Source organism: Ignavibacteriota bacterium (assembly GCA_016707525.1).
GTDB lineage: Bacteria > Bacteroidota > Ignavibacteria > UBA10030 > UBA6906 > JAGDMK01.
Genome location: JADJHP010000011.1, coordinates 115,067 through 136,373 on the forward strand (window position 1 = coordinate 115,067; position 21,307 = coordinate 136,373).

Annotated in this window: 19 protein-coding genes; 7 read left to right on the top strand and 12 right to left on the bottom strand. The window is 60.9% G+C overall.

Annotated elements, in window-relative coordinates:
* Window positions 1-2: 2 nt before the first annotated feature.
* The 4 genes from IPI01_17015 to IPI01_17030 form a co-directional block, all read right to left on the bottom strand.
* Window positions 3-1,133, bottom strand: coding sequence for a hypothetical protein (locus tag IPI01_17015; protein MBK7259465.1), 1,131 nt, complete (start codon window positions 1,131-1,133; stop codon window positions 3-5).
* A gap of 306 nt (window positions 1,134-1,439) precedes the next feature.
* On the bottom strand, window positions 1,440-1,952 hold the full coding sequence (locus IPI01_17020) for a DinB family protein (protein MBK7259466.1): 513 nt from the start codon (window positions 1,950-1,952) through the stop codon (window positions 1,440-1,442).
* A gap of 49 nt (window positions 1,953-2,001) precedes the next feature.
* Window positions 2,002-2,370 carry a DUF4180 domain-containing protein gene (locus tag IPI01_17025; GenBank protein MBK7259467.1) on the bottom strand — a complete coding sequence of 123 codons (369 nt, stop codon included), beginning with the start codon at window positions 2,368-2,370 and terminating at the stop codon, window positions 2,002-2,004.
* A gap of 15 nt (window positions 2,371-2,385) precedes the next feature.
* Entirely contained in the window at window positions 2,386-3,420 is a 1,035-nt protein-coding gene (locus IPI01_17030; GenBank protein MBK7259468.1) for a hypothetical protein, read from the bottom strand.
* 161 nt (window positions 3,421-3,581) lie between these two features.
* Between IPI01_17030 and IPI01_17035 the strand changes: the two genes are divergently transcribed.
* The gene (locus tag IPI01_17035) at window positions 3,582-4,418 is read left to right on the top strand and encodes a glycosyltransferase (GenBank protein MBK7259469.1); all 837 of its coding nucleotides are present in this window, start codon (window positions 3,582-3,584) and stop codon (window positions 4,416-4,418) included.
* 234 nt (window positions 4,419-4,652) lie between these two features.
* Here IPI01_17035 and IPI01_17040 read toward each other — a convergent pair whose 3' ends face one another.
* From IPI01_17040 to IPI01_17075, 8 genes are all read right to left on the bottom strand, one after another.
* Window positions 4,653-5,411 (bottom strand): DUF4412 domain-containing protein, encoded by a 759-nt coding sequence (locus tag IPI01_17040; GenBank protein ID MBK7259470.1) that lies wholly within the window; start codon window positions 5,409-5,411, stop codon window positions 4,653-4,655.
* A 30-nt stretch (window positions 5,412-5,441) separates the two neighbouring features.
* Window positions 5,442-6,317 carry a DUF1460 domain-containing protein gene (locus tag IPI01_17045; GenBank protein ID MBK7259471.1) on the bottom strand — a complete coding sequence of 292 codons (876 nt, stop codon included), beginning with the start codon at window positions 6,315-6,317 and terminating at the stop codon, window positions 5,442-5,444.
* 203 nt (window positions 6,318-6,520) lie between these two features.
* Window positions 6,521-7,909 carry a replicative DNA helicase gene (gene dnaB / locus IPI01_17050; GenBank protein ID MBK7259472.1) on the bottom strand — a complete coding sequence of 463 codons (1,389 nt, stop codon included), beginning with the start codon at window positions 7,907-7,909 and terminating at the stop codon, window positions 6,521-6,523.
* Window positions 7,910-7,949: 40 nt separating this feature from the next.
* Complete coding sequence (locus tag IPI01_17055) at window positions 7,950-8,714, bottom strand: uracil-DNA glycosylase (protein MBK7259473.1); 765 nt, start codon at window positions 8,712-8,714, stop codon at window positions 7,950-7,952.
* A gap of 351 nt (window positions 8,715-9,065) precedes the next feature.
* Window positions 9,066-10,292, bottom strand: a complete 1,227-nt coding sequence (gene coaBC / locus IPI01_17060; protein MBK7259474.1) for a bifunctional phosphopantothenoylcysteine decarboxylase/phosphopantothenate--cysteine ligase CoaBC — start codon at window positions 10,290-10,292, stop codon at window positions 9,066-9,068.
* 13 nt (window positions 10,293-10,305) lie between these two features.
* The gene (locus IPI01_17065) at window positions 10,306-10,656 is read right to left on the bottom strand and encodes a DNA-directed RNA polymerase subunit omega (protein ID MBK7259475.1); all 351 of its coding nucleotides are present in this window, start codon (window positions 10,654-10,656) and stop codon (window positions 10,306-10,308) included.
* Between the two features lie 11 nt (window positions 10,657-10,667).
* Window positions 10,668-11,246 (bottom strand): guanylate kinase, encoded by a 579-nt coding sequence (gmk, locus tag IPI01_17070; GenBank protein ID MBK7259476.1) that lies wholly within the window; start codon window positions 11,244-11,246, stop codon window positions 10,668-10,670.
* 3 nt (window positions 11,247-11,249) lie between these two features.
* Window positions 11,250-12,128 carry a YicC family protein gene (locus IPI01_17075; GenBank protein MBK7259477.1) on the bottom strand — a complete coding sequence of 293 codons (879 nt, stop codon included), beginning with the start codon at window positions 12,126-12,128 and terminating at the stop codon, window positions 11,250-11,252.
* 260 nt (window positions 12,129-12,388) lie between these two features.
* Here IPI01_17075 and IPI01_17080 point away from each other — a divergent pair, with 260 nt between their 5' ends.
* The 6 genes from IPI01_17080 to IPI01_17105 all read left to right on the top strand — a co-directional run bounded on the left by IPI01_17080 (window position 12,389) and on the right by IPI01_17105 (window position 21,305).
* Window positions 12,389-14,038 (top strand): DUF814 domain-containing protein, encoded by a 1,650-nt coding sequence (locus IPI01_17080; GenBank protein ID MBK7259478.1) that lies wholly within the window; start codon window positions 12,389-12,391, stop codon window positions 14,036-14,038.
* 354 nt (window positions 14,039-14,392) lie between these two features.
* The gene (locus tag IPI01_17085) at window positions 14,393-15,601 is read left to right on the top strand and encodes a PLP-dependent transferase (GenBank protein ID MBK7259479.1); all 1,209 of its coding nucleotides are present in this window, start codon (window positions 14,393-14,395) and stop codon (window positions 15,599-15,601) included.
* Window positions 15,602-15,732: 131 nt separating this feature from the next.
* Window positions 15,733-18,105: a peptidylprolyl isomerase gene (locus IPI01_17090; protein ID MBK7259480.1), complete on the top strand. Its 2,373-nt coding sequence runs from the start codon at window positions 15,733-15,735 to the stop codon at window positions 18,103-18,105.
* On the top strand, window positions 18,086-18,955 hold the full coding sequence (locus tag IPI01_17095) for a peptidyl-prolyl cis-trans isomerase (protein MBK7259481.1): 870 nt from the start codon (window positions 18,086-18,088) through the stop codon (window positions 18,953-18,955). Before IPI01_17090 ends, IPI01_17095 begins: the two co-directional genes overlap by 20 nt.
* Window positions 18,956-18,962: 7 nt before the next feature.
* Entirely contained in the window at window positions 18,963-20,276 is a 1,314-nt protein-coding gene (locus IPI01_17100) for a peptidylprolyl isomerase (protein ID MBK7259482.1), read from the top strand.
* 18 nt (window positions 20,277-20,294) lie between these two features.
* Entirely contained in the window at window positions 20,295-21,305 is a 1,011-nt protein-coding gene (locus tag IPI01_17105; GenBank protein MBK7259483.1) for an AAA family ATPase, read from the top strand.
* Window positions 21,306-21,307 lie beyond the last annotated feature (2 nt).

The following is a 21,307-nucleotide window of genomic DNA, read 5'->3' on the forward strand; positions in this document are numbered from 1 at the left end:
CCTCAGAACATCACGCTGACAGCGATGATGGGAATACCGATATTCAGCTGGAAAGCCGGACTATCGGACGAGATCTTCACATACTGTGCCTTCACCACAACACTTTCCACCGGACGCCAGCCGCCGCCAAACGACAACGAGCTCACGCCATCGTCCATGCCGACGTATTCCTTGACCTGAGAGACACTGTACGAACCATAGACGTAGAACGCATCATTGAAGTCCCAGAGCAGCGTGCCGTACAGAAAATTCCGTTCGAGGCTCTTCCCGAGCATGGGATTGAACATATGAAGCATCGCAAACATGCTTGCCTGTCGTTCGTCCAGATCGGTACGGACCAGGATCATCTCACCGTCGAAGCTGAGGTGTGAGAAATGGATGCTCACGTCAGCCCCGTAGCGGTAGCGTTGGACCGCACCCAGTCCCATCTGGTTCTGGTTCTCTTTGTCGGTCGTAGCGGAAACACCGACACGCATCCATGGTGTGGATACTCCGAGCCGGCCACCCCAGAGTTTGGAAAGTGTCGTGTCCATACCCGACACCTGGAACCCTGTGCCACGCCCGCTGATGATATAGCTTGACTCACTGTTCCCCCAGAAGACGGCATAGTCAAGGTTGAGGTCGTAGACCGGGAAGCTGCCGTATACTTCGGCGTTCGCACGGAACGGAAGGAACAGTTCCGTGTTCATCCTGTCGGCCATAAGCGGCTCGTAGACAAGCGGTCGCAGGATGTACGGCAACAGTGGTGTCCGGTTCTTCACCTTGAGCAGTGCATTGAATGATGGCAGAAGGAGTCCTGCCTTCACGTTGAATGCCTGGCTGTAGCTGTATTTGACCCAGCCCTCTTCCAGATTCATGGCCCCCCAGCCCAACTGGCTGTTGTAGGAGTTCGTGAACTGCAGATTCAGGAATAAACTGAATTGAGAGTCGAATTCCTTCGAGGCCATGACATTCGCCTGCTGGAGGAAGAACGTCGTGGAATGGGGACCCAGGATCGATTGGCCGATGTCAACATAGGCGGCCTGCATATAACCAAAGACATACAGGTCGGAGTAATCCTCCTGAGAGACGGCCGTCGTGGCCATAGATACGATCAGCACGGCGGCCATCATGATCGCACGAACGATCTTCATGGTGATTCCTCTATCATTGTGTACCACAGGTGCGGCTCCCGGTACTGCCGGAGCCAGCAGCCTGCCTATTGATCGACCGGTCTTCCGCATGGTCCAGACGCACTTCTGCGGATGAGCGGCACGAACATAGGTGCAACGATAGTGCCATCCGGGTTTGCTGGGGGTCGTAAAGTAACGGCAGAAACTGGGGGGATAGGGCTTAGAATCTAAGGATTCTGGCTGGGTTCGCCTTTCGGCATTTCCGGTGCCCTGAACCGGGTCACTATGTGGTCAGATGGAGAATATTGGACAGTTTCCGCGCGCTGATCATTGCTTATCCCACATCCATTTCCCCCACAAGCCACCCAGCGCAACGTCGTCTTTCATGCGCACGCCGTTCTGCTTCAGCGTAAGCATGATAGAGCCACGGTGGTGTGATTCATGGGAAATGAGGTAGCCCATCCAGCGGACGGATGATCCTTTGAACGCCCTGGGCCGGGCTGTACCTTCGAGGGTTTCGCGGAGGAACTCTTCGACCGCCGCGTGCGACTCCTGAAAGGCCTTCTTGAACTGTGCTGCGGACCGGAGATCCGTCCGCTTCACTTCGGACGCCCGCGGCCGCTTGCCCGTGCGGTGATACTGCAACCACCCGAGGCGCACGGAGTTCAAATGCACCAGTTGCTCTGCGATGGTGCGCCCGCGCGATCCATGCGGTACCGCCTCAAGACCTTTCGCCGGGATCTGACCGATCAGGAACGTCATGATCTCGTTATGGACTCGCCAGGTACTCAGCACCTGATCGATGAGTGGTGCGGGTTGTTTCGGTGTGCGTGTCGGCATGCGATATCCCCCTGGGATCGATCGTATATGATCCGGTCTCGTGGATGGATCACCTCGATGTCAGCCAGTCAACAGCGTCCTGCTCCGTACTCGCGAACCTGAGCTGTCCTCCCTTGTTCGCCTCACGCATCAGTTCGCGGAACCGTTCACTCCGGACGGTCGTGAACGATCCGGCGATCGCAAGCCGGCAGCCATAGTTCGAGAGTTTCTGCAGGACCTCACCGGCGAATCCCGTCTTCAGGTCGTAGAAGGCCCGGGCAAAGTGTTCTTCCTGGAGGAGGATCCGGTTCGTATCATGTTCGCCACCCCATGCCAACATGTCGAGGAAGTCCCCGGGAGAGTGAATGATCTCTTCCTTCTGCATGCAGGTCACGTACGGCGCGCCATTGCATGAACCCAACATGAGTTCGGTGGACATGGGCAGACCCCGTGTTCAGTCGCGCAACAGGTTGTGGGTGCGATATAACTTCTCGATGAACAGCTGACTATGGCTCAGAAATGACCGGTACACATAGGTGCGGAAGTCATCGTCTTTGCTCAGACGCTCGAGGTTCTGGCGGGTCACGCGCGATTCGAATTCGAGGATCTGATCGATCGCTTCGGGGAACAGGTACCGGCGTGCCACCAGCATGTGCAGGAACAGGTCCCGGTACTCGCGGAGATGATGGTCTTCCGCAAGCAACGCATCAGCTCCCAGCGCATCCCGCTGCGAAAGGACGAATTCCCTGTTCAACTCCATGAACGTGCCGAGCTTCACCGTCTTACCGCCCACATCGCCCCAGTACGAGGCGAGCCCGCGGGGAACGATCTCCGTCACCGTGATGCGTTGGAATCCCTGCGTCGACAGCTCGGGCATGAAACCGCGGATCTGTGCGAACCACTTTTCACTCGCATGGAGGTGCCAGTCCATGATCCCCGCCAGCCGGTCCTCGATCCCCCGCCGGTCGCAGATGTGGTGCTCGATCGCATTCGTCCGGTATCTTCGCTCGATCGCCGCCTTCAGTACGGTCGTCAGCTCTTTCGTCGTGGTGTCATAGTCCAGGTACGAGAAGATCTGCGGATAGTTGGTCTGCAGGATCCGGAAGAACCCTTCGTGCCCCGTCTGGTCCCGCCACCAGGGGATAAGATGGTGATAGCCGGCATAGGCTTCCAATTCCTGGAGGATGGGAATTTTCTTCAGTTCACGGAGGAAGGCAACGGTCTTCTGGTAGTTCATCCGCGCGCCTTCTTTGTAAAGCATCGTCCCCTGCGCACTGGGGGTGTCCAGACAGAACTCTTCGAACACAAAGCCTTCTGATGTGTGCGTCAGGAGTTCGGAGAATTGGTTCTTCCGGATCTGAATGTGGATCGATGGCGCAAAGTCTCTCAGGATCAGATCGAACTCGCTGTGGGGGAATTTCTTCCGGAGCTCGGCGAGTGCGGACCCGGTCACAGCGTGGATCTGAATGGCAATATCGTTCATCGTCACGAAATACGTCTCTCTCTCTTGATACGACGGTCGGCGCCGGGTGCGGTGTTTTTCATTGGTATGCCCCCCGTGAGACCTGGTAGGAGACAGAAGATAGACGTGTCGCGGGAAAAGGTCAAGTCGGGCGGTGACTTTCGCCTTTTTTTCGTATCTTTTTCCCCATGCCCGAACCCACAACACCCCCGGCACTGACGCTCGTCGTTGCTGTCTATAATAAGGCGGATCTGCTCCGCTACGTCCTTGCTGCGTGCGCGCGGCAATCGTTCACCGATTTTGAAGTGATCGTGGCCGATGACGGCTCCGGTCCGGCCATCGCCGATGTCGTGCGCGATGCCCGCACCGCTTCCTCGTTCCCCATCGGTCATCTCTGGCACGAGGACCGCGGCTGGCGGAAGAACACGATGCTCAACAACGCGATCCGCGCATCGCACGCCGACTACATCGTGTTCATCGACGGCGATTGCATTCCTTCCCGGCATTTTCTGCGCGACCATCACGCCGAGCGCGAGCGCGGCCGGGTGCTCCTCGGCCGCCGCGTGGAAACGTCGCAGCGCTGGGCATCCGGACTGACGGTGGAGAAGATCGCGTCGGGGCTCTTCGAGCGATACGGCATCCAGGAATGGATGGATGGCGTGAACGGCAGGGCGCTGCGCATGGAGGACGGCATTCGCATCCCGTCGCGCCTTCTGCGTACGCTGCTGCTCCGCACGGTGCGGGGGATGCTCGGGTCGAACTTCTCCGCGTGGAAGTCGGACCTGGTGGCGATCAACGGTTTCGATGAACTTTACATGGGCCCCGGGTGCGGTGAGGACTCTGACATTCAGTTCCGCCTCGGTCTGGCCGGTGTCACAAGCAAATCCCTCCGCAATCTCGCTGTGCAGTACCACGTGCATCACGCGATCACGAAGGTGTCCGATGCTTGCTGGGACAGGTTCCAGTTGGTGCAGAAGACGACGGATCCGCGGTGTGTGCATGGGCTGGAGCTGTTGGAACGATAGGGAGAAGGAATAGAAATGAAGGAAGAGAGGGGAAGGAAGCCGCGATAGGGTACACGACGGCGGATAGAGACACGGGCAAAGGAAAAGCAAAGGACGCCAGGCAGAGAATTGTCTGGCGTCCTTCTGTTCTCACCGGCTCCACACTGTGCCGTGGTTTCTCTCTTCCTTCTTCTCTCTTCTTACTTCTCTCTTCCTACTTCCCATTTCGCTCTTGCCTTCCTACGTACGTGCTGCTTACTGTCCGCTCATCTCTTTCATATCCACCTTCGAGAACCCTGCCGGCGGTGCGAACTCCGAGGCCGGCGTGGTGCGCGGTTCGACCTTTTTCACGACCGTCTTCATGCCCATGGCCGTGGATTCCATCGGGAAACCGTCGATCTTCTCCATCGCCTGGCCGAGGTCCTCACCCATGCGCGGGTTCAGGGACGCCATGCGCTTCGAGTATGCCTGCAGGTCGCCGCGCATCGCATCGAAACCCTTGATGCCGCGCGTCACCCAGAGGTCCGCGAACTCATCGGTGCCCTTCAGGATCTTGTACCGCGTGCACGGGTAACCGCTCACCGTGCGGGCCTCGCTCAGCTTCTTCACCGATGCCTTCGCATCGCTTCCGCCCGACATACCGAGCATCTTTTCCATCTGTGCGCGCTGTTCGGCCGGCATGTTCTTCAACTGCTCGCGCATCTGGTCCAGCTGCGCGTTCGCCTGCTTCACCCCCGCCTCGAGTTCGGCAAAGGTCATCACGGAATACGTCTTGTTCTTCGCCCGGATCATATACATCTTTTCCTGGTCGAGGCGCAGGATCGCATAGTCGCCGTCGTTGCCCGTCTCGATCTTCAGCATCTTCGGCATGTACCATGTCTTCATCACTTCCTTGCCGTCCATCTTCTCGCCGCTCACTTCGCTCTCCCAGTACAGACCCTGCGCGTTGAGGCCGATGGTCATCAACGCCAGCAGCGCGATGAGCATTGATGTCCGGACCGTTGCATTCTTCATGATTTCACTCCCGTGTGTGGTTGAACAGGGCTAGTGCACCGGCTCGAGTGGACGCCCGATGATGATGCCCGTGTGTGATCGTATGCTGTGTATGTACTCTGCCAGGGTCCCGTCGGACACCAGCACTTTCTTGCCCGACAACGGCGCATGCATGAAGTGCGCCTTCCCGCCGCGCCGCAGGACCATGCCGGTGTGGGCGATATCCATTCCCGCCATCGTTGTTACGGTCCCGATCACGTCGCCGCTCTGCAGCTCCGGCTCGATCGCCGCTATCGCATCTGCCGGTATATAATAGAGTGGACCGGAAGTGAGGGCTGCTTCCACGGCCCTTATGCGTTGTACGAATGCCGTATCCGCAAGTTGCCGGTAGGAGCTGGTATGGGTGGACATGAAATCGATGGTTTTCGTGTAGGCTGCGCCGCCCAATTCCCGGGTCAGAGGCCGTAGTGTGCCCTTGTTCCCGTTGTCCAGCATCCAGTCAGTGAAGTAGTGCAGCCTGCTCGGATACCCGCTGATGACCCCGCCGGTATAGCGGATGGAGGTCAACTGCTTCTTGAAATCGTCGAACGTGGCATTTCCGGAGCGCACGCATCGCGCCATCGCCAGCATGTTCTCAACGAACGTGAGGCAATCGAATCCGCGCAGGTTCACCACGAGGTGTTCATCCCCGGGCTCTTCGAGGGAATGCGCGACGTAGGGCGTGCCGAGGAAGTGCTGCCCGAAGGCGGCGACCGCTTCTCCGACCGGCAGTTGCGCGACGCCTTCCTTCTTCGCCCAGGCCATGGTGGCGAGGAAGATCTGCTCGTCGGTTCGTTCGCCGGCGAAGGCCTGCAACGCCTTGCCGCCCAGCAGCGTACCGCCTGCGAGGAGGGTGAAGTGGCCGAGGAATGTTCTGCGTGTCGTCATGGCAATTCCCTCAAACCTAACGGTGCATTTGTAGGGGCGGTGCATGCACCGCCCCTACACAAGAATCTCCCCGTGCGCCACCACCATACTGCGCTCAGTCGAGGAAGGCACCCTCGAGGTGAAACCTCGCTGGGGCATCTCCCCGTGCGCCACCACCAGACCGCTGCTAGAGGACACCTCGTGTCCTCCTTCTTCGATTCTCCCTAGAACGGCGGTTCTTCCAGCTGCGCCGGCGCCTGGTGCAACCCGGGAAGCGCAAGATTTTCAAAGCGCGCGTAGCGGTGCACGAAGGCGAGGTTCACGTCGTCGATGGGACCGTTGCGCTGCTTGCCGATGATGATCTCCGCGCGGCCCTGCTGTTCCGCTGCCTTGTCCGATTTTGGATCCAGATACATCTCAGGCCGGTGCACGAACATGACAACGTCTGCGTCCTGCTCGATGGCACCCGACTCGCGAAGATCGGAAAGGATCGGCCGCTTGTCGGTGCGGCCTTCCACGGCGCGACTCAACTGCGACAGCGCGATCACCGGGATGTTCAATTCCTTCGCGAGGCCCTTGAGCGAACGCGAGATCGCGGAGATTTCCTTCTCACGGTTCTCCGCGCCCTTCGGCCCCTGCATCAACTGCAGGTAGTCGATGACGATGATGCCCGCGTTATGTTCGGCCTTGAGTCTCCGCGCCTTCGCGCGCAGTTCGAGGATACCGAGACTCGCCGAATCGTCGATGAAGATACTCGCCTTGGCCAGCCGCCCGGCTGCAAGGCTGAGCCGCGTCCATTCCTCGTCCGGCAGTCGGCCGGTGCGCACTGCATGCGCGTCCACCCGCGCATCGGCGCAAAGCAGGCGCATGATGAGCTGCTCCGTTGCCATTTCAAGCGAGAAGATGCCGATGGTGGTCGGCTTGCTCTTGTGCAGTGCGGCGTTGGCCGCAAGCGACAGCGCGAACGCGGTCTTGCCGGAGCTCGGCCGGCCTGCGATGATGATGAGATCGGATGACTGCCATCCGCCCGTGAGCGTGTCCAGATCGCGGAAGCCCGTGGGCACGCCGTTCACGCCTTCGTGCTTTCCGTGGATGGCTTCGAGCTTCTCGAGCGTGCTATGCAGTGCGCGGTCCATCGACACGAAGCTTTTCTTCAGGCGCCATTCGGAGATCTTGAAGATCGATTGCTCGGCATCATCCAGAAGATCGAATGCATCCTCCGATGGGCTGAAAGCGCGCGCGGTGATCTTGGAGTTCTCCGCGATGAGCCGGCGGAGGATCGCTTTCTCCAGCACGATGCGTGCGTGATACTCCACGTTCGCCGCGCTGCTCACCTTCATCGTCAGTTCCACCAGATACGCCTGTCCGCCCGCGGCTTCCAACTGTCCGCGACGCCGCAGCTCTTCTGCCACGGTGATAACGTCCGCCGGTTCACCGCGCTCGAAGAGCCCGATGATCGCCTGGAAGATCTTCCGGTTCCGTTCGGCGTAGAAGACATCCTCGTCCATCACTTCAAGCGCCTTGGAGATGGCTTCCTTCTCAAGGAGCATCGCACCGACGATCTGCTCCTCGATGTCCACCGCGTGCGGCGGAACACGGCCTTCCTGCAGGATCCGTTCCGGCACCAGATCGATACCGCCTGTTGTCACACGCTCAGCCAACGCTCGGTCCCTCCTTCACATCGCCGGCATGCTCCGCCAGGAATTTCTGCACGGCCTGAAAGTCCTCCCATGCCGCTGGTTTCCAGTTCGGATTCCGGAGCAGGGCGGCGGGATGATAGGTCACCAACAACGGGGTATTCTCAAAGGTCAACAAACGCCCACGCAATTTACCAAGGCTGTCGTTGATGCCCAGAAGATTGTGCGCGGCAGTGAGCCCGAGGCAGACGATGATCTGCGGCTTCACCAGTGCGATCTGTTTCTTCAGATAGGGCATGCACTCCGCCACTTCTTCGGGGATCGGTGTGCGGTTGTTCGGCGGACGGCATTTCAGGATGTTCGCGATGTACACTTCCTCGCGTTTCATCGAGATCGCGACGAGGATCTTGTTCAGGAGCTGTCCCGCGCGCCCCACGAACGGCTCGCCCTGCGCATCTTCATCGGCACCGGGCGCTTCACCCACGAACATGAGCCGCGCATGCGGGTTGCCGACCCCGAAGACGAACTTCGTGCGCGTTGAGCCGAGCGGGCACTGCAGACAGGTATTGATGCACGTGTCCAGTTCCGGCAGCGACGCGGCGTTCACCCACGCAGCATTCACCGCACTCTTCTTCGCGCTTGTCGTTGCCGGCTTTGCGTCCTTGTCTTTTTCTTCTTTGCGTTCTTGTTTCTTCGGCAAGGGCTGCGGCTCTCCGGTCTGGTATGATGCTATGGGTGGCCCGTCGTACGCTTCGGGAGGTGGAATATCGTCGGGCATCATCTCCGCGGGCGGTGCGCTCGCAAGCGTGGCGACAGGTGTTACGGGTGGTACGGATGCCAGTGACGGGCTGCTGTTCCGACCGGGCGGGGGGGGGGGGGGGGGGGGGGGGGGGGGGAGGTGAGCTGGGCGGCGGTGCTACGGATGCGGTCACAACCCCGGCTGCAGGCGGCGCTGCCGGCGCTGCCACGGTCGCTGCACCTGTCTTCAGGGCAACGACTTCCACAGGTGCGGCGTGCACACGCCGCGGCGGACGCTCGTCCAACACGAGGAAATCGCCGAAGACCTGGCGCTCGTCCTGCAGCACGCGCTGCAGAGCTGTGAGGAGATCTGCCATGGATCGTTGCCCCGCTGTTAACGGGTTGCGGGAAAGAGTTGGAGAACGCGGTCCAGTATCCTGTGCGCAACATCCAGCTTCGGCATGCGCGGGAGCGGTTCTGGTTTGTCGTCGGTGCCGATGAGCGTGACCACGTTTGTTGCGGACCCGAACGCGGCACCTTCCACGCGCGGGTCGTTCAGCACGATGAGGTCCAGTTTCTTGCCGGCACGCTTCTTCCGTGCATGCTCCAAACCGTTGTCGGTCTCGAGCGCGAACCCGACCAGCACCTGATGGGTCCGCATCTCACCGGCGGTCCGGAGGATGTCCGGATTCTTTACGCATTCGATGACGAAGCGGTCGGTGCTCAATGCCTCTCGTTTGATTTTGGTGTCGGCGGGCGAGGCCGGCGCGAAGTCCGCGACCGCAGCACTCATTACCAGAGCATCACATGCGCCGAAGTGGTCGGTCACCGCATCGGCCATCTCACGTGCCGTGTGCACATCCACACGCTGCACGCCGGCGGGCGTCGACAGATGCACCGGCCCCGCAATGAGCGTCACGGATGCACCACGTGCGGCAGCCGCTTCGGCGACCGCGAAGCCCATCTTCCCTGATGACCTGTTGCCGAGGTAGCGGACGGGATCGATCGGCTCCTGCGTCGGCCCTGCGGTGACGAGGATACGCCGGCCGGCGAGGTCCTTCGCTGTACCCTTCAGAACGTTCTTCACTGCTTCGATGAGCACCGGAGTATCCGGCAGGCGGCCGGGCCCCGAGAGGCCGCTGGCGAGTTCGCCCGCTTCGGGCTCCACGATATGCACGCCGCGCGAACGGAGCACGCCGATGTTGTGCTGCGTCGCCGCATTGGTGTACATGTCCACGTCCATCGTGGGAGCAACGACGAGAGGGCCGCGCAGGGCAAGCACAAGGGAGGTGAGGAAGTTGTCCGCCATGCCCGCAGCGATCTTGGCGATCGTGTTGGCCGTGGCGGGAGCGATGAGCATGACATCGGCCCAGACGCCCAGGTCGATGTGTTTCGTCCACTGCGACGTGGGCTGGTCCGGCGACGGCGGGAACATCTCGATGATGACATCCCGCCGGGAGAGTGTGGCAAAGGTGAGAGGTGTGACGAACTGCGTCGCGGAGGGGGTCATGACAACCTGCACCTCCGCGCCTGCACGCACGAACTCACGGACCAGCAACGCGCTCTTGTATGCCGCGATGCCGCCCGTGACGCCCAGCAGGATGTGCTTGCCCGTCAGCACCGGCGGTCACTCCTTATTCTTCGGGTGTTTCTTCCTCGGCGGCCTCTTCATCCTTCACCGTGGGAACCTCTTCACGCTCCTTGAAGCGCCAGGAGAGGGAATCGTCCAGCAGCTGCTCCAGCGCCGTGTCCGTCGGCTTCGGACGCTGTTCGAACTCGAGGCTGATCTTCAGCTGGTCGGGGTTGATGTCGTTCTCCTCGGCCTCGGTCTCGGTCTTGGTGGTGATCAGCTCCACCCGCTGGTTGAACTCGATCTTGATATCGTCGTTGATCTGACGGGCACGCTTGGACGCTGCCACGATGCACTCGTGCACGTTCTTGCCGGTCTGATTGAAGTATTCAAGATTGATCGGTTTGAGCGCCATAGATCTTCTCCCTATTGCTGTAGGTGATATTTTACGATCGCGTCGACCTCATCGGTCGCTTTGCTCAGGACATCGTTGACGACCTGGTGGTCGAACAACGCTGCCTGATCCAGTTCCATCGGCACACGCTCCATCCGCTGCCGTAGCGTTTCTGCATCTTCGGTGAGCCGCGCACGCAGGCGCTGCTCGAGTACTTCCACCGACGGCGGCCTGATGAAGATCAGGCAGGCCTCGGGATACGCGCGCTTGATCGACAGCGCACCTTTCACATCCACATCAAACATCAGATGCAACCCCTGCATGAGCGCCGCATCCACTTCGCATCTCAGCGTGCCGTACAGGTTGCCATAGATCGTTTCCCACTCCACGAACTCGCCCGCCGCAACACGCTTCTCGAACTCGGCCCGCTCAAGGAAGAAATAATCCTTCCCGTGTGTCTCCGTCGGCCGCTTCGGCCGGGTCGTTGCCGACACCGAGAACCGGAACGTAGGGTAGCGGCGGAGGATCTCTTTGGCGATCGACGTCTTGCCTGAACCGCTGGGCGCGGCCACGACGACGATCCGACCCCGACCCGTTGCCTGCGACGTCATCGGTTACTCGATGTTCTGGATCTGTTCCCTGATCTTCTCCAGCTCTTCCTTGATCCCCACGACGATGTGGGCGATCTCCTGAGCGCTGGATTTCGAACCGATCGTGTTCGCCTCACGGTTCATTTCCTGGATGAGGAAGTTGAGGCGGCGGCCCGGTGAATCGGCCGACGTCAACGCCTCCAGGAAGAACTTGTTGTGGGCCCGAAACCGGACACACTCTTCCGTGACGTCCAGCCGGTCCGCCAACAACGCGACCTCGAGTTCCAGCCGCCCTTCGTCCACCTTCTCCGACTCGATGATCTGCTTGATGCGTTCCTTCATGCGCTCGCGCTCACGCGGCACCTGGTCCTTCGCGAGGCGCTCGATCTCATCCAGACGGTCGCTGATCATCGCGATGCGTGTGCGGAAATCCTTCTCGAGCTCCCGCCCTTCCTGCTGACGCATGCTGAGCAGGTCGGCGACCGCCGTATCCATCGCCTTCTGCGTCATCTCCCATTCAACGGCATCCGAACCTTCTTCTTCGTCCTTCTGAAAGATCTCGGAGAAGTGGAGCAGATGATCCAGCTTCACCTGTTCCTTCAGCTTGAGCGCCTTCTTCAGGTCGCGCAACATCTTGTAGTGTGCTTTCGCGGCATCCACGTTCAACCGGACGTCCGTGCCGGCCTCGGTGCCGCGGTCCACGGTCACAGTGACGTTGATCTTCCCGCGGGTGATCTGCTTCCGGATCTGGTCCTTGCAGTCGTTCTCACGCAGGGAGAGTGACCGTGGCAGCCGTAATGCGATCTCGAGAAAGCGGTTGTTCACGCTCCGCAGTTCAACGCTGATGTGTCGGGCGCCGGAGGAGGCTTCGCCCCGTCCGAACCCGGTCATGCTTGTGACCATATGTTCCCTGGTAATGGTAAGAACTACCTCTCGCAGAGGCGCGAAGACGCCAGGGCGCGGGAACAGAGATACCTATCCCGTTGCGCCCCCGCGTCTTAGCGGGCGAACCTTCTTAGCCAAGCTTATAAAAGTACGCAAATGCCAGGGTACTTGCAAATTCCGCTCTATCAAAGAGGGTGCCATCTTATCCACATTCTATCCACAGAAAGTGCTGTAAACCTTTGAAAATTAAGCACTTTTGGGTATATTGTGGATAAACCGTGCACTCTTCCCACCATATCATGGCCCTCGTGGCCCGTGATCTTCAGGATTCCCTCGCGGATGATGTTCTGGGGGTACCTTTCTCCCAGGACCGGGACGAGCTGGTGATCCCGCTTCTGGACCGGCCGGGCGCCCTGTTCGTGAGCTGCTCCCCTGCCGTTCCGGTGGTCTTTCTCCATGAGTCGTTCGCCCGGGCGAAGCGGAATTCCGTGGATCTTCTGACACGCGCAGGCGGAACCACGGTCAGGGGCATCGCACTCCATCCTTCCGACCGTATCCTGTCGTTGTCGCTATCGAACGGGCTCACGCTGGAGATCCAGCTCTTCGGCCCGCGGTCCAATGTGATGCTGCTCGATGAGACCCGCACCGTGGTCGATGCCTTCAAGAAATCCAAACAACTCACCGGCACGGTCGTTCCTGTGCCCGACACCGTCCGGTATCAGGCACTTCCGGATGCCGCACGCGGCCCATTCGCCGAAGGCACAATGATGCTTGGAGCGTCGGTCAAGCGTGCTCTTCCTCTCCTGCCGCCGGTCGTGATCCGCGAATTGTTGTTCCGTGCGGACCTGGGCACCGGTACGTTGGTGCGTGAAGCAGTCGCGGCGCAGTTGAGCGCGCTGATCACCGCGGCGGAAGAATTGGAACGAGAACTGGGCTCTCCCGGTCCGCGCATCTATTCGTCGCCCGATGGCACGCCGCTGCATATGGCAACCGTCCGGCTCACCCATCTCCCCGGTGCAAAGGAAGAGACGTTCGCCGGCATCCACGAGGCGCTGCGCGAATTGTTCGTGCGGCGGCGCAGCACCGACGGACTCCGGCAAGAGCAGCACACGTTGATGGACGCGCTCCGCCGGCGCATGGAGCGTGCGCACCGCACGATGAACGCCATCCGCATGGATGCATCGGAGAGCGACCGGATCGTGCGGTACCGGCAGTTCGGTGCGTTGCTCATGGAACATCTGGGGAGTTTCGTGAAGGGCGATGCAACATGGACCTTCACCGGGGGCGAGGCGCCGGTGGAGATCCCGCTTGTTGTGTCGCTGACGCCCGTGCAGAATGCACAGCGGTATTTCGAAAAAGCAAAGAGTGCGGAGCGTTCGCGCTCCATGACCGAGGACCGTTTGAAGGCATACGGCGCGGTCTATGACCAGGCGCGCGCATTGCTCGCCGCATTGGAACCGATCTCCACCCGTCCTGCGTTGAGGATGTACATGAAAGAGAACAAGGATGCACTCCGTGCGTTAGGCGCGACGGAGACCGAACAGGATCAGGAGCGTGCGCCGTTCCGCGTGTTCACCGTGCACGGCGGCTTCGAGGTGTGGGCCGGCAAGAGCAGCACGAACAACGACGAGCTCACGTTGCGTCATGCGCGCCCCGAAGACCTGTGGTTCCATGCGCGCGGCGCGTCGGGATCGCATGTGATCCTGAAGGTCTCGTCCGCGGCCGGTGAACCGGGCAAGCGTGCAAAGGCCGAAGCGGCGGGCATTGCCGCGTACTACAGCAAGATGAAGAATGCGAAGATCGTTCCTGTCGCGATGACGCGGCGCAAATACGTGCACAAGCCCAAGGGCGCGCCGCCGGGCACGGTCGCGATCACGCGTGAAGAGGTGGTGATGGCCACCCCCGGGCTGCCTTCCGCAGAGGCGTGAACGACCGGAGTGCGCCCATTGGGGTGTCCCCGCTCCGGTTTCTCGTAGCTCTTCTGCCGTAGGCGAACCAAACCGAAAACTATTGCCTTCGACACAGCGAGAAACCGTCTCGGGAACACCCCAACGTGCGCTCCACCAGTGTCGTTCCATCAAGGAAGGCAGACCGGTGGTGGCGCACGGGGAGATGCTTGTGTAGGGGCGGTGCATGCACCGCCCCTACAAATGCCATCGATGATCCCGTTGCAAGGGGGGACACACAATGCCGGTGTCGGGGCGCTCCCCGGGCGCCTTTCCGGGAACAAGATGATCATTATCCGTTATCCATTATCCACTGATAATTGAATCGGTCTTCCTATGAAGAAGCCAACCCACGGCCTTGCAACGCGCGCCATCCACGGCAAGCACATGCACCCCTTCAAAGGGCCCGTCGCGCCGCCCATCGTGCAGACCTCCACCTATCGCTTCGATGATTCGCACGATGCCGTCCGCTATGCCCAGGGTGATCCCGAGGTGTACGTGTACACCCGCTATCACAACCCCACCGTGCGCACCGCGCAGGAACATCTCGCGGAGGTGATGGGCACCGAAGCAACGCTCCTCACCGCGTCGGGTATGGCCGCGATCTCGTCGGCCATTCTTGCCGTCGTGAAGGCCGGCGACACGATCATCAGTACGCCGGCATTGTACGGCGGCACATACCGGTTCTTCCGCGACATCCTCCCGCGGCACGGCATCACCGTACGCTACTGCGACCCGCGCAAGCTCGATGCGTTGCGGACAATGATCACGCCGACAACGAAGCTCGTCTACTTCGAAAGCCCGACCAACCCCACGCTGGAAGTGGTGGACATCCCCGCACTCGTCGCTGCCGTGCGCGCGGCGCAACGCCGCACGCGCCGCAATGTGACGATCGTGTGCGACAACACGTTCGCCACGAGCATGAACCAGCGGCCGATCGAACTCGGTGTGGACGTGGTCGTAGAGAGCGCGACGAAGTATCTCGGCGGACACTCCGACATCATCGCCGGCGTGGTTGCGGGATCGACGAAGATGGTCGCGGATGCCCACTTCCAGATGAAGTACTACGGCGGTTGTGCCGATCCCTTCGCGGCGTATCTGCTTCTCCGGAGCATGAAGACCTTTGCCCTGCGTGTGGAACGCCAGAATGCTTCCGCGATGGAGCTCGCAGCCTGGTTCGAAAGGCACCCCCGCGTGCTCCGCACACTGTATCCCGGCCTGCGGTCGCATCCGGAGCACGCAGCAGCAACACGGCAGATGGTGCCCGGTGCCGGATATGGAGGGATGGTGACGATCGAAGTACCCGGGGGGGTGCGGGGAGCGGTGAAGGTGTGCGATGCGCTCCGGGTGGCGGTCAATGCCATGTCCCTCGGCGGCGCAGAAACGCTCGTCAGCATCCCCGTCTACTCGTCGCATGTCGGCATGACCGCAAAGGAGCTGAAACGCCATTGCGTGACCCCGGGGATGGTGCGCATTTCGGTCGGTTTAGAGGATGTTGTGGATCTCAAGGCGGACTTTGACCGCGCTTTGCGCCGGGTTTCTTGACCTTCAGCAGGGTTTTCTGTAAAATAGTGTTCTAGGTAAGGTAGGTTTCCGCTCCTTTCTCGCTATGGTGAAACGAAAACCCTTCACCATGTTTCAAACCATATGTCTGTAACAACTCACGGAGTCGTACTGTGAAACGAAGTGCCTCTGCGCAACTCTTCTCCACTGCGCTCGTGTCCGCAGCAGTCGTTGTCCTCGTCCTCTTCAGCGGTTGCTCCCCGAAAGCGGGTGATACCGTTGTTGCAACGGTCGGCAAGACCCCCATCACGATCGCCGAGTACGAAAAACTCTTTGAGCGCAGCAATGGAACGCGCGATGCCGGCGTCAAGGCAACGCAGGATGAACGCGAACGCTTCCTCGATCTGATGGTCCGGTACCGCAAGAAGCTGGCCGATGCGTATGACCAGGGCCTGGACCGCCGGCCTGAACTTCAGGCGGAGATCCAGCAGTACAAGGGGAGCCTTGCTGCCTCGTACCTCACCGACCGCCAGCTCGTCTCGCCGGCGATCAAAAAGATGTACGACCGGAGCCTCGAAGAGCTCCGCGCCAGCCACATCCTGATCCAGCTGAAGCAGGGTGCGTCGGCCGAGGATTCCGCTGCCGCGATGAAGAAGGTGACCGAGGTCATCGCCCTCGCCAACGCCGGCAAGGATTTCGGCGAACTCGCCCTCAGCTTCTCCGATGACCCGAGTGCCAAGACGAACCGCGGCGATCTGTACTACTTCTCGGTTGGCAAGATGGTCCCCGAATTCGAAGATGCAGCCTTCGCGATGAAGAAGGGTGAGATCTCTCAGAAGCCGGTGGTCTCTCGCTGGGGGTATCACATCCTGAAGATCACGGACCGCAAGCCTGCATCCGGCACGACCCATTGCGGCCATATCATGATCCGGTTCGAGAGCCAGTCGCCGTCGCCGGAAGACACACTGAAAGCGTATCAGAAGATCGCCGCGCTGCAGGACAGCCTCCGCGCCGGCACTCCCTTTGCCGGGCTCGCCAAGGCGCACTCCGATGACGGTGGTTCATCCGAGAATGGTGGAGACCTCGGGTGGTTCGACCGTGCCCGGTGGCCGCAGGCGTTCGATGAGGCGGCCTTCTCGTTGAAGCCGGGCGAGAACTCGCCCATCGTCCGCACGCAGTACGGCTACCATATCATCAATTGCACCGGCGTGAATCTGCCGCGTTCGTTCGAGGAGTCGCGCCAGGACCTCCAGAACAAGTACCAGCAGCAGCGCTTCCAGACGGACTATGCGGCATACCTCGACGGCATCCGCCGCGAAGTCTCGTTCTCCGCCAATGATGCTGTCGTGGAGCGTTTCGTGACCGCATTCGATTCGACCAAGACCGTGCGCGACAGTACCTGGGCCGACACCCTGACGGCAAGTTTCCGGAAGGCGACGGTCTTCTCGTTCGCCAAAGGGCCGGTCAGCGTCGATTCCGTTCTTGGGATCATCAAGAGCCATCCGGAGTGGAGCAACCTTTCCCTGCAACGGCAGTCGCTCACGACGACCCTGGACAAGGTAGGTGAGCAGCTCACCTTCGCCGCGAAGGCCGACCTGATGGAGAAGCAGGACCCGGAGTTCGCCACGCTCCTGCGCGAATACAAGGAAGGCATCCTCCTGTATCAGGCCGAACAGGAACAGGTGTGGAACCGTGTGGCACCGACGGATTCTTCGCTGCATCTGTACTTCGATACCAACCGCGACCGCTTCATGTTCCCCGACCGTGTCGTGTTCACCGACCTGCGCGCGGCGACCGCCGAGGCCGCCAATGACCTGTACGCGAAGGTCCGCGCCGGCAAGACGTTCGAACAGATCGTGAAGGAGGACTCGGTCCGCATGGCCCAACGGCATCTGTTCTCCCTGGCGTTCGCGAAGGGCCAGACCGGACTCAACAAGGCCGCGCTGAAGACCATCGATTCGGTCGCCGTGGCAATGAAGGCCGAGAGCGATATACACCTGCTGGTGGCGGCGTTCGCCGATACCGTGGGCAAGAAGTGGACAGCAAAGAATAAGCCGATCGCACGTCAGCGCATCGAACTGCTGAAGAAGAAGTTCGCCACGACCTATGGCATCGCCGCCGAACGGATCATGGTCGAACTCCGCCAGCGCAATTATGCCATCGAGAGCAAAGCGACCATCGCACATCTTGAGACCCACGTCGACCTGCAGATCATCGGGCGTCAGCCGCGGGTGATCAACGCGCTCGAGACGGCAGTTCTTGCCCCCTCGGCCGACGAGCGCGCAGCGCGTGCAGACTCCCTCAAGCCGATGGAAGTTTCGGAACCGTTCCCGTACAAAGCGGGATTCTCGCTGGTCCGTTTCGAACGCCGTGAGCCCGCCCGCCGCAAAGCGTATGAGGAGGCCGGTGCCGAAGTGAGCAGCCTGTTCCAGGACTATGAGGCGAAGCGGTTGGAGAAGGAATGGTTGGACCGGGTCGAGAAGACCCATCCGGTCGTCGTGAACAAGGAAGCCCTCAGGCAGGCATTTGCATCTCCACAGAAATAGCAGTGTCGTTCCGGCCGCCGTTCTCCTCCTTGCTCTTGCGGGGGGATGCGGCGGCCCGGGAAACAAAGGCGAGTATGTCGCCCGCGTGAACAATGCAGTGCTCACGCAGGAGGACCTCGTCGTCACCCGCGATTCCCTCGGCGCACCGACGGCATTGTCCAAGGAGTACGTCAATGAGTGGATCGTGACCGAGTTGCTCTTCCAGGAAGCGGAGCGCCGCGGGGTACCGGACGCGCCGGATTTCCAGGCGCAACTCGAGAACACCCGTAAGCGCCTCGCCGTCGCCGCCCTCCTCCAGAAGGAGGTCTATGCGGCTGTCGACACCGCATCCATCACCGACGACGCCATCGCCCTGGCATTCAAGGCTTCCGGCGACGCCTATGCGCTCCGCGAAGACGTGGTGCTGGCCACGCTGGTGTTGTTCCGCGATCGCGATGCCGCGTCCAGTTTCCGGACCACCGTTCTGAAGGGTACCGCATGGGATGAGGCCCTGGGCCGTGTGACCGCCGCAGCCGCCGGAGCCTCGCAGATCGTGCGTACCGCCGACCACCGCTATTTCACCCGGGCCACGCTCTACCCCGAAGAGCTCTGGCGCCTCGCCCGGAGCCTTCCCCGTGAAGAAGTGTCGTTCCCTCTCCGCGCCGCCGACGGCTACTACATCCTCCGGGTCCATCAGTCGTTCCGCCAGGGAGAGCTGCCGCCGCTGGACTATGTGCGTGCCGAGGTGCGCGAACATCTCCTGATGGATGTCCGCCGCCAGAAGTACGAAGATTTCATCCGCACGCTGCGCGAGCGGCATACCGTGGATATACGTGACGCCGCCGCCGATCCAGGCGCCGTGCAAGAATAAGGAGTTGATGATGCGTGCTGTTCAAGTTCTGATCACCGCTTGTGCTCTCTCACTGTCCACGGCCGCAGCCTTCGCCCAGGATCAGCCCCAGACCCAATCCCAACAGCAGAAACAGGCGCTCGACCGGATCGTGGCTGTGGTGGAGAACGATCCCATCCTCGAATCGGAACTGCAATCCCAGATCCAGTTCTTCGTGATGAACAACAAAGTGGACGCCCGTGCAGCCGGCGTGCGCGCCCAGGTATTGCTGTCCATGATCAACGAGAAACTGATCGTGGCGAAGGCGGTGCAGGACAGCGTGACGGTGACCGACGAAGAGGTGCAGCAGCAGCTCGAGCAGGCGATCGCGCAGCGCGTGCAACAGGTCGGCTCGGAATCGCGCCTGGAAGAACTCTATGGCATGCCCCTCAGCCGCATCAAGCGCGAGTACCGCGATGAGATGCGCCGGAATCTGCTCGCTCAGAAACTCCAGCAACAGCGTTTCGGTTCGTCGCAGATCGGCCGTTTTGAGGTGGAAGAATTCTTCCGCACATACCGTGACAGCCTCCCGCGTGTGCCCGAAGAGGTCGAGCTTGCGCATATCTTCATCAAACCACGGTTCAGCGATACCGACCGTGCCGCCGCCCGCGCAAAGATGCAGTCCGTGCTCGATAGCCTGAACGCAGGCGTTGATTTCGCCGGGCTCGCCCAGCGGCATTCCAATGACGCCGGCTCCGCGTCGCAAGGTGGTAACCTCGGCCTCGTCCGCCGTGGCCAGTTCGTGAAGGAATTCGAAAGCGCGGTGTTCGGACTCGGCGAGGGACAGACATCCGGCATCGTCGAGACGGAACTCGGCATGCATATCATTCAGCTCATCGAGCGACGCGGTGACGCGGTGCGCGCGCGGCATATCCTCCTGCGCATGCAGCGCACTCCGGACAGCGATACGGCAACCGTGCACCTGCTTGATTCACTCCGGCTGCGCATCCTCGCCGGTGCCAATTTCGCCGAGCTGGCAAAGATCTATTCCGAGGACAAAGAGACCAACCTGATCGGCGGGACGCTCGGCTCCCTGGAGCTCGAGCAACTCGACAAGAACTGGTACCCCACCGTTGCGCCGCTCAAGGCCGGCGAGGTCAGTGCCCCTGCGCAATTGCCCATCGGCGCATCGTATGGCTATCACATCGTGCTGGTCCGTAAGCGTACCCCTCCGCATGAGATGACGCTCGAAGGCGACTACCATAAGCTGGAACAGATCGCGCTCAACTACAAGCGGACGAAGGATTACCAGGCCTGGCTGGACGAGCTGCGGAAGCAGATCTACTGGAAGATCTACGAATAAGCCGGAAGGAACCGTCGCGTGTCCACACGAGCACCCCGGCCTACCACCGGATCCGATGTTGAAGATGCCCGTCAACTGAAAGCATCCTACGACGCCTTGCGCGCCGAGATCGCCAAGGTCATCGTCGGCCAGGACGCTATCGTCGAGCATCTCCTCGTTGCACTCCTCTCGCGCGGACACTGTCTGCTCGTGGGCGTGCCCGGACTCGCCAAGACCCTTCTCATCCGCACGCTGGCGCAGGTGCTGGACCTGAAATTCAACCGCATCCAGTTCACTCCCGACCTCATGCCCGGCGACATCACCGGCACGGAGATCATCGAAGAGAACGCCGGCACAGGCGCGAAAGCATTCCGGTTCGTGCAGGGGCCCGTGTTCGCGAACATCGTGCTTGCCGACGAGATCAACCGCACGCCTCCCAAAACCCAGGCGGCGCTGCTCGAGGCCATGCAGGAGCATCGCGTGACCGCGGCGGGAACCACGTATACCCTGGCCGAACCGTTCTTCGTGCTCGCTACGCAGAACCCGATCGAGCAGGAAGGGACCTATCCGCTTCCCGAGGCACAGCTCGACCGTTTCATGTTCAATCTCTGGCTGGACTATCCCACGCTGGAGGAAGAGGTGCAGATCGTCCGTTCGACAACAAGCCTGCATGTCCCCTCGCCGGAGCACGTGCTGACGGGACCGCAGATCTCTGCCTATCAGGACCTCGTCCGCCGCGTGCCCGTGGCAGACAACGTGATGGAGTACGCCGTGAAACTCGCGCGCACGACCCGTCCGCATTCCCCCGGCACGCCCAAGTTCATCAAGGATTGGGTCCGCTGGGGCGCCGGTCCCCGCGCGTCGCAGTACCTGATCCTGGGTGCCAAGACCCGTGCGCTGCTCACCGGGCGCCATACTCCCGACATCGATGATGTGCGCGCTCTCGCGGGCCCCACGTTACGCCACCGGCTTGTGACGAATTTCAATGCCGAGGCGGACGGCGTGACCACCATCGAGATCGTGGAACGGCTCGTCCGCGAGAATTCCTGATC

What these genes read in the sequence shown, in the direction of transcription:
- gmk (MBK7259476.1), bottom strand. Translation starts at nt 11,246, where the DNA reads ATGACGTCGCAGGCAACGGGTCGGGGTCGGATCGTCGTCGTGGCCGCG.
- IPI01_17035 (MBK7259469.1), top strand. Translation starts at nt 3,582, where the DNA reads ATGCCCGAACCCACAACACCCCCGGCACTGACGCTCGTCGTTGCTGTC.
- IPI01_17025 (MBK7259467.1), bottom strand. Translation starts at nt 2,370, where the DNA reads ATGTCCACCGAACTCATGTTGGGTTCATGCAATGGCGCGCCGTACGTG.
- IPI01_17015 (MBK7259465.1), bottom strand. Translation starts at nt 1,133, where the DNA reads ATGAAGATCGTTCGTGCGATCATGATGGCCGCCGTGCTGATCGTATCT.
- IPI01_17100 (MBK7259482.1), top strand. Translation starts at nt 18,963, where the DNA reads ATGATGCGTGCTGTTCAAGTTCTGATCACCGCTTGTGCTCTCTCACTG.
- IPI01_17045 (MBK7259471.1), bottom strand. Translation starts at nt 6,317, where the DNA reads ATGACGACACGCAGAACATTCCTCGGCCACTTCACCCTCCTCGCAGGC.
- IPI01_17055 (MBK7259473.1), bottom strand. Translation starts at nt 8,714, where the DNA reads ATGATGCCCGACGATATTCCACCTCCCGAAGCGTACGACGGGCCACCC.
- IPI01_17040 (MBK7259470.1), bottom strand. Translation starts at nt 5,411, where the DNA reads ATGAAGAATGCAACGGTCCGGACATCAATGCTCATCGCGCTGCTGGCG.
- IPI01_17020 (MBK7259466.1), bottom strand. Translation starts at nt 1,952, where the DNA reads ATGCCGACACGCACACCGAAACAACCCGCACCACTCATCGATCAGGTG.
- IPI01_17085 (MBK7259479.1), top strand. Translation starts at nt 14,393, where the DNA reads ATGAAGAAGCCAACCCACGGCCTTGCAACGCGCGCCATCCACGGCAAG.
- IPI01_17075 (MBK7259477.1), bottom strand. Translation starts at nt 12,128, where the DNA reads ATGGTCACAAGCATGACCGGGTTCGGACGGGGCGAAGCCTCCTCCGGC.
- IPI01_17065 (MBK7259475.1), bottom strand. Translation starts at nt 10,656, where the DNA reads ATGGCGCTCAAACCGATCAATCTTGAATACTTCAATCAGACCGGCAAG.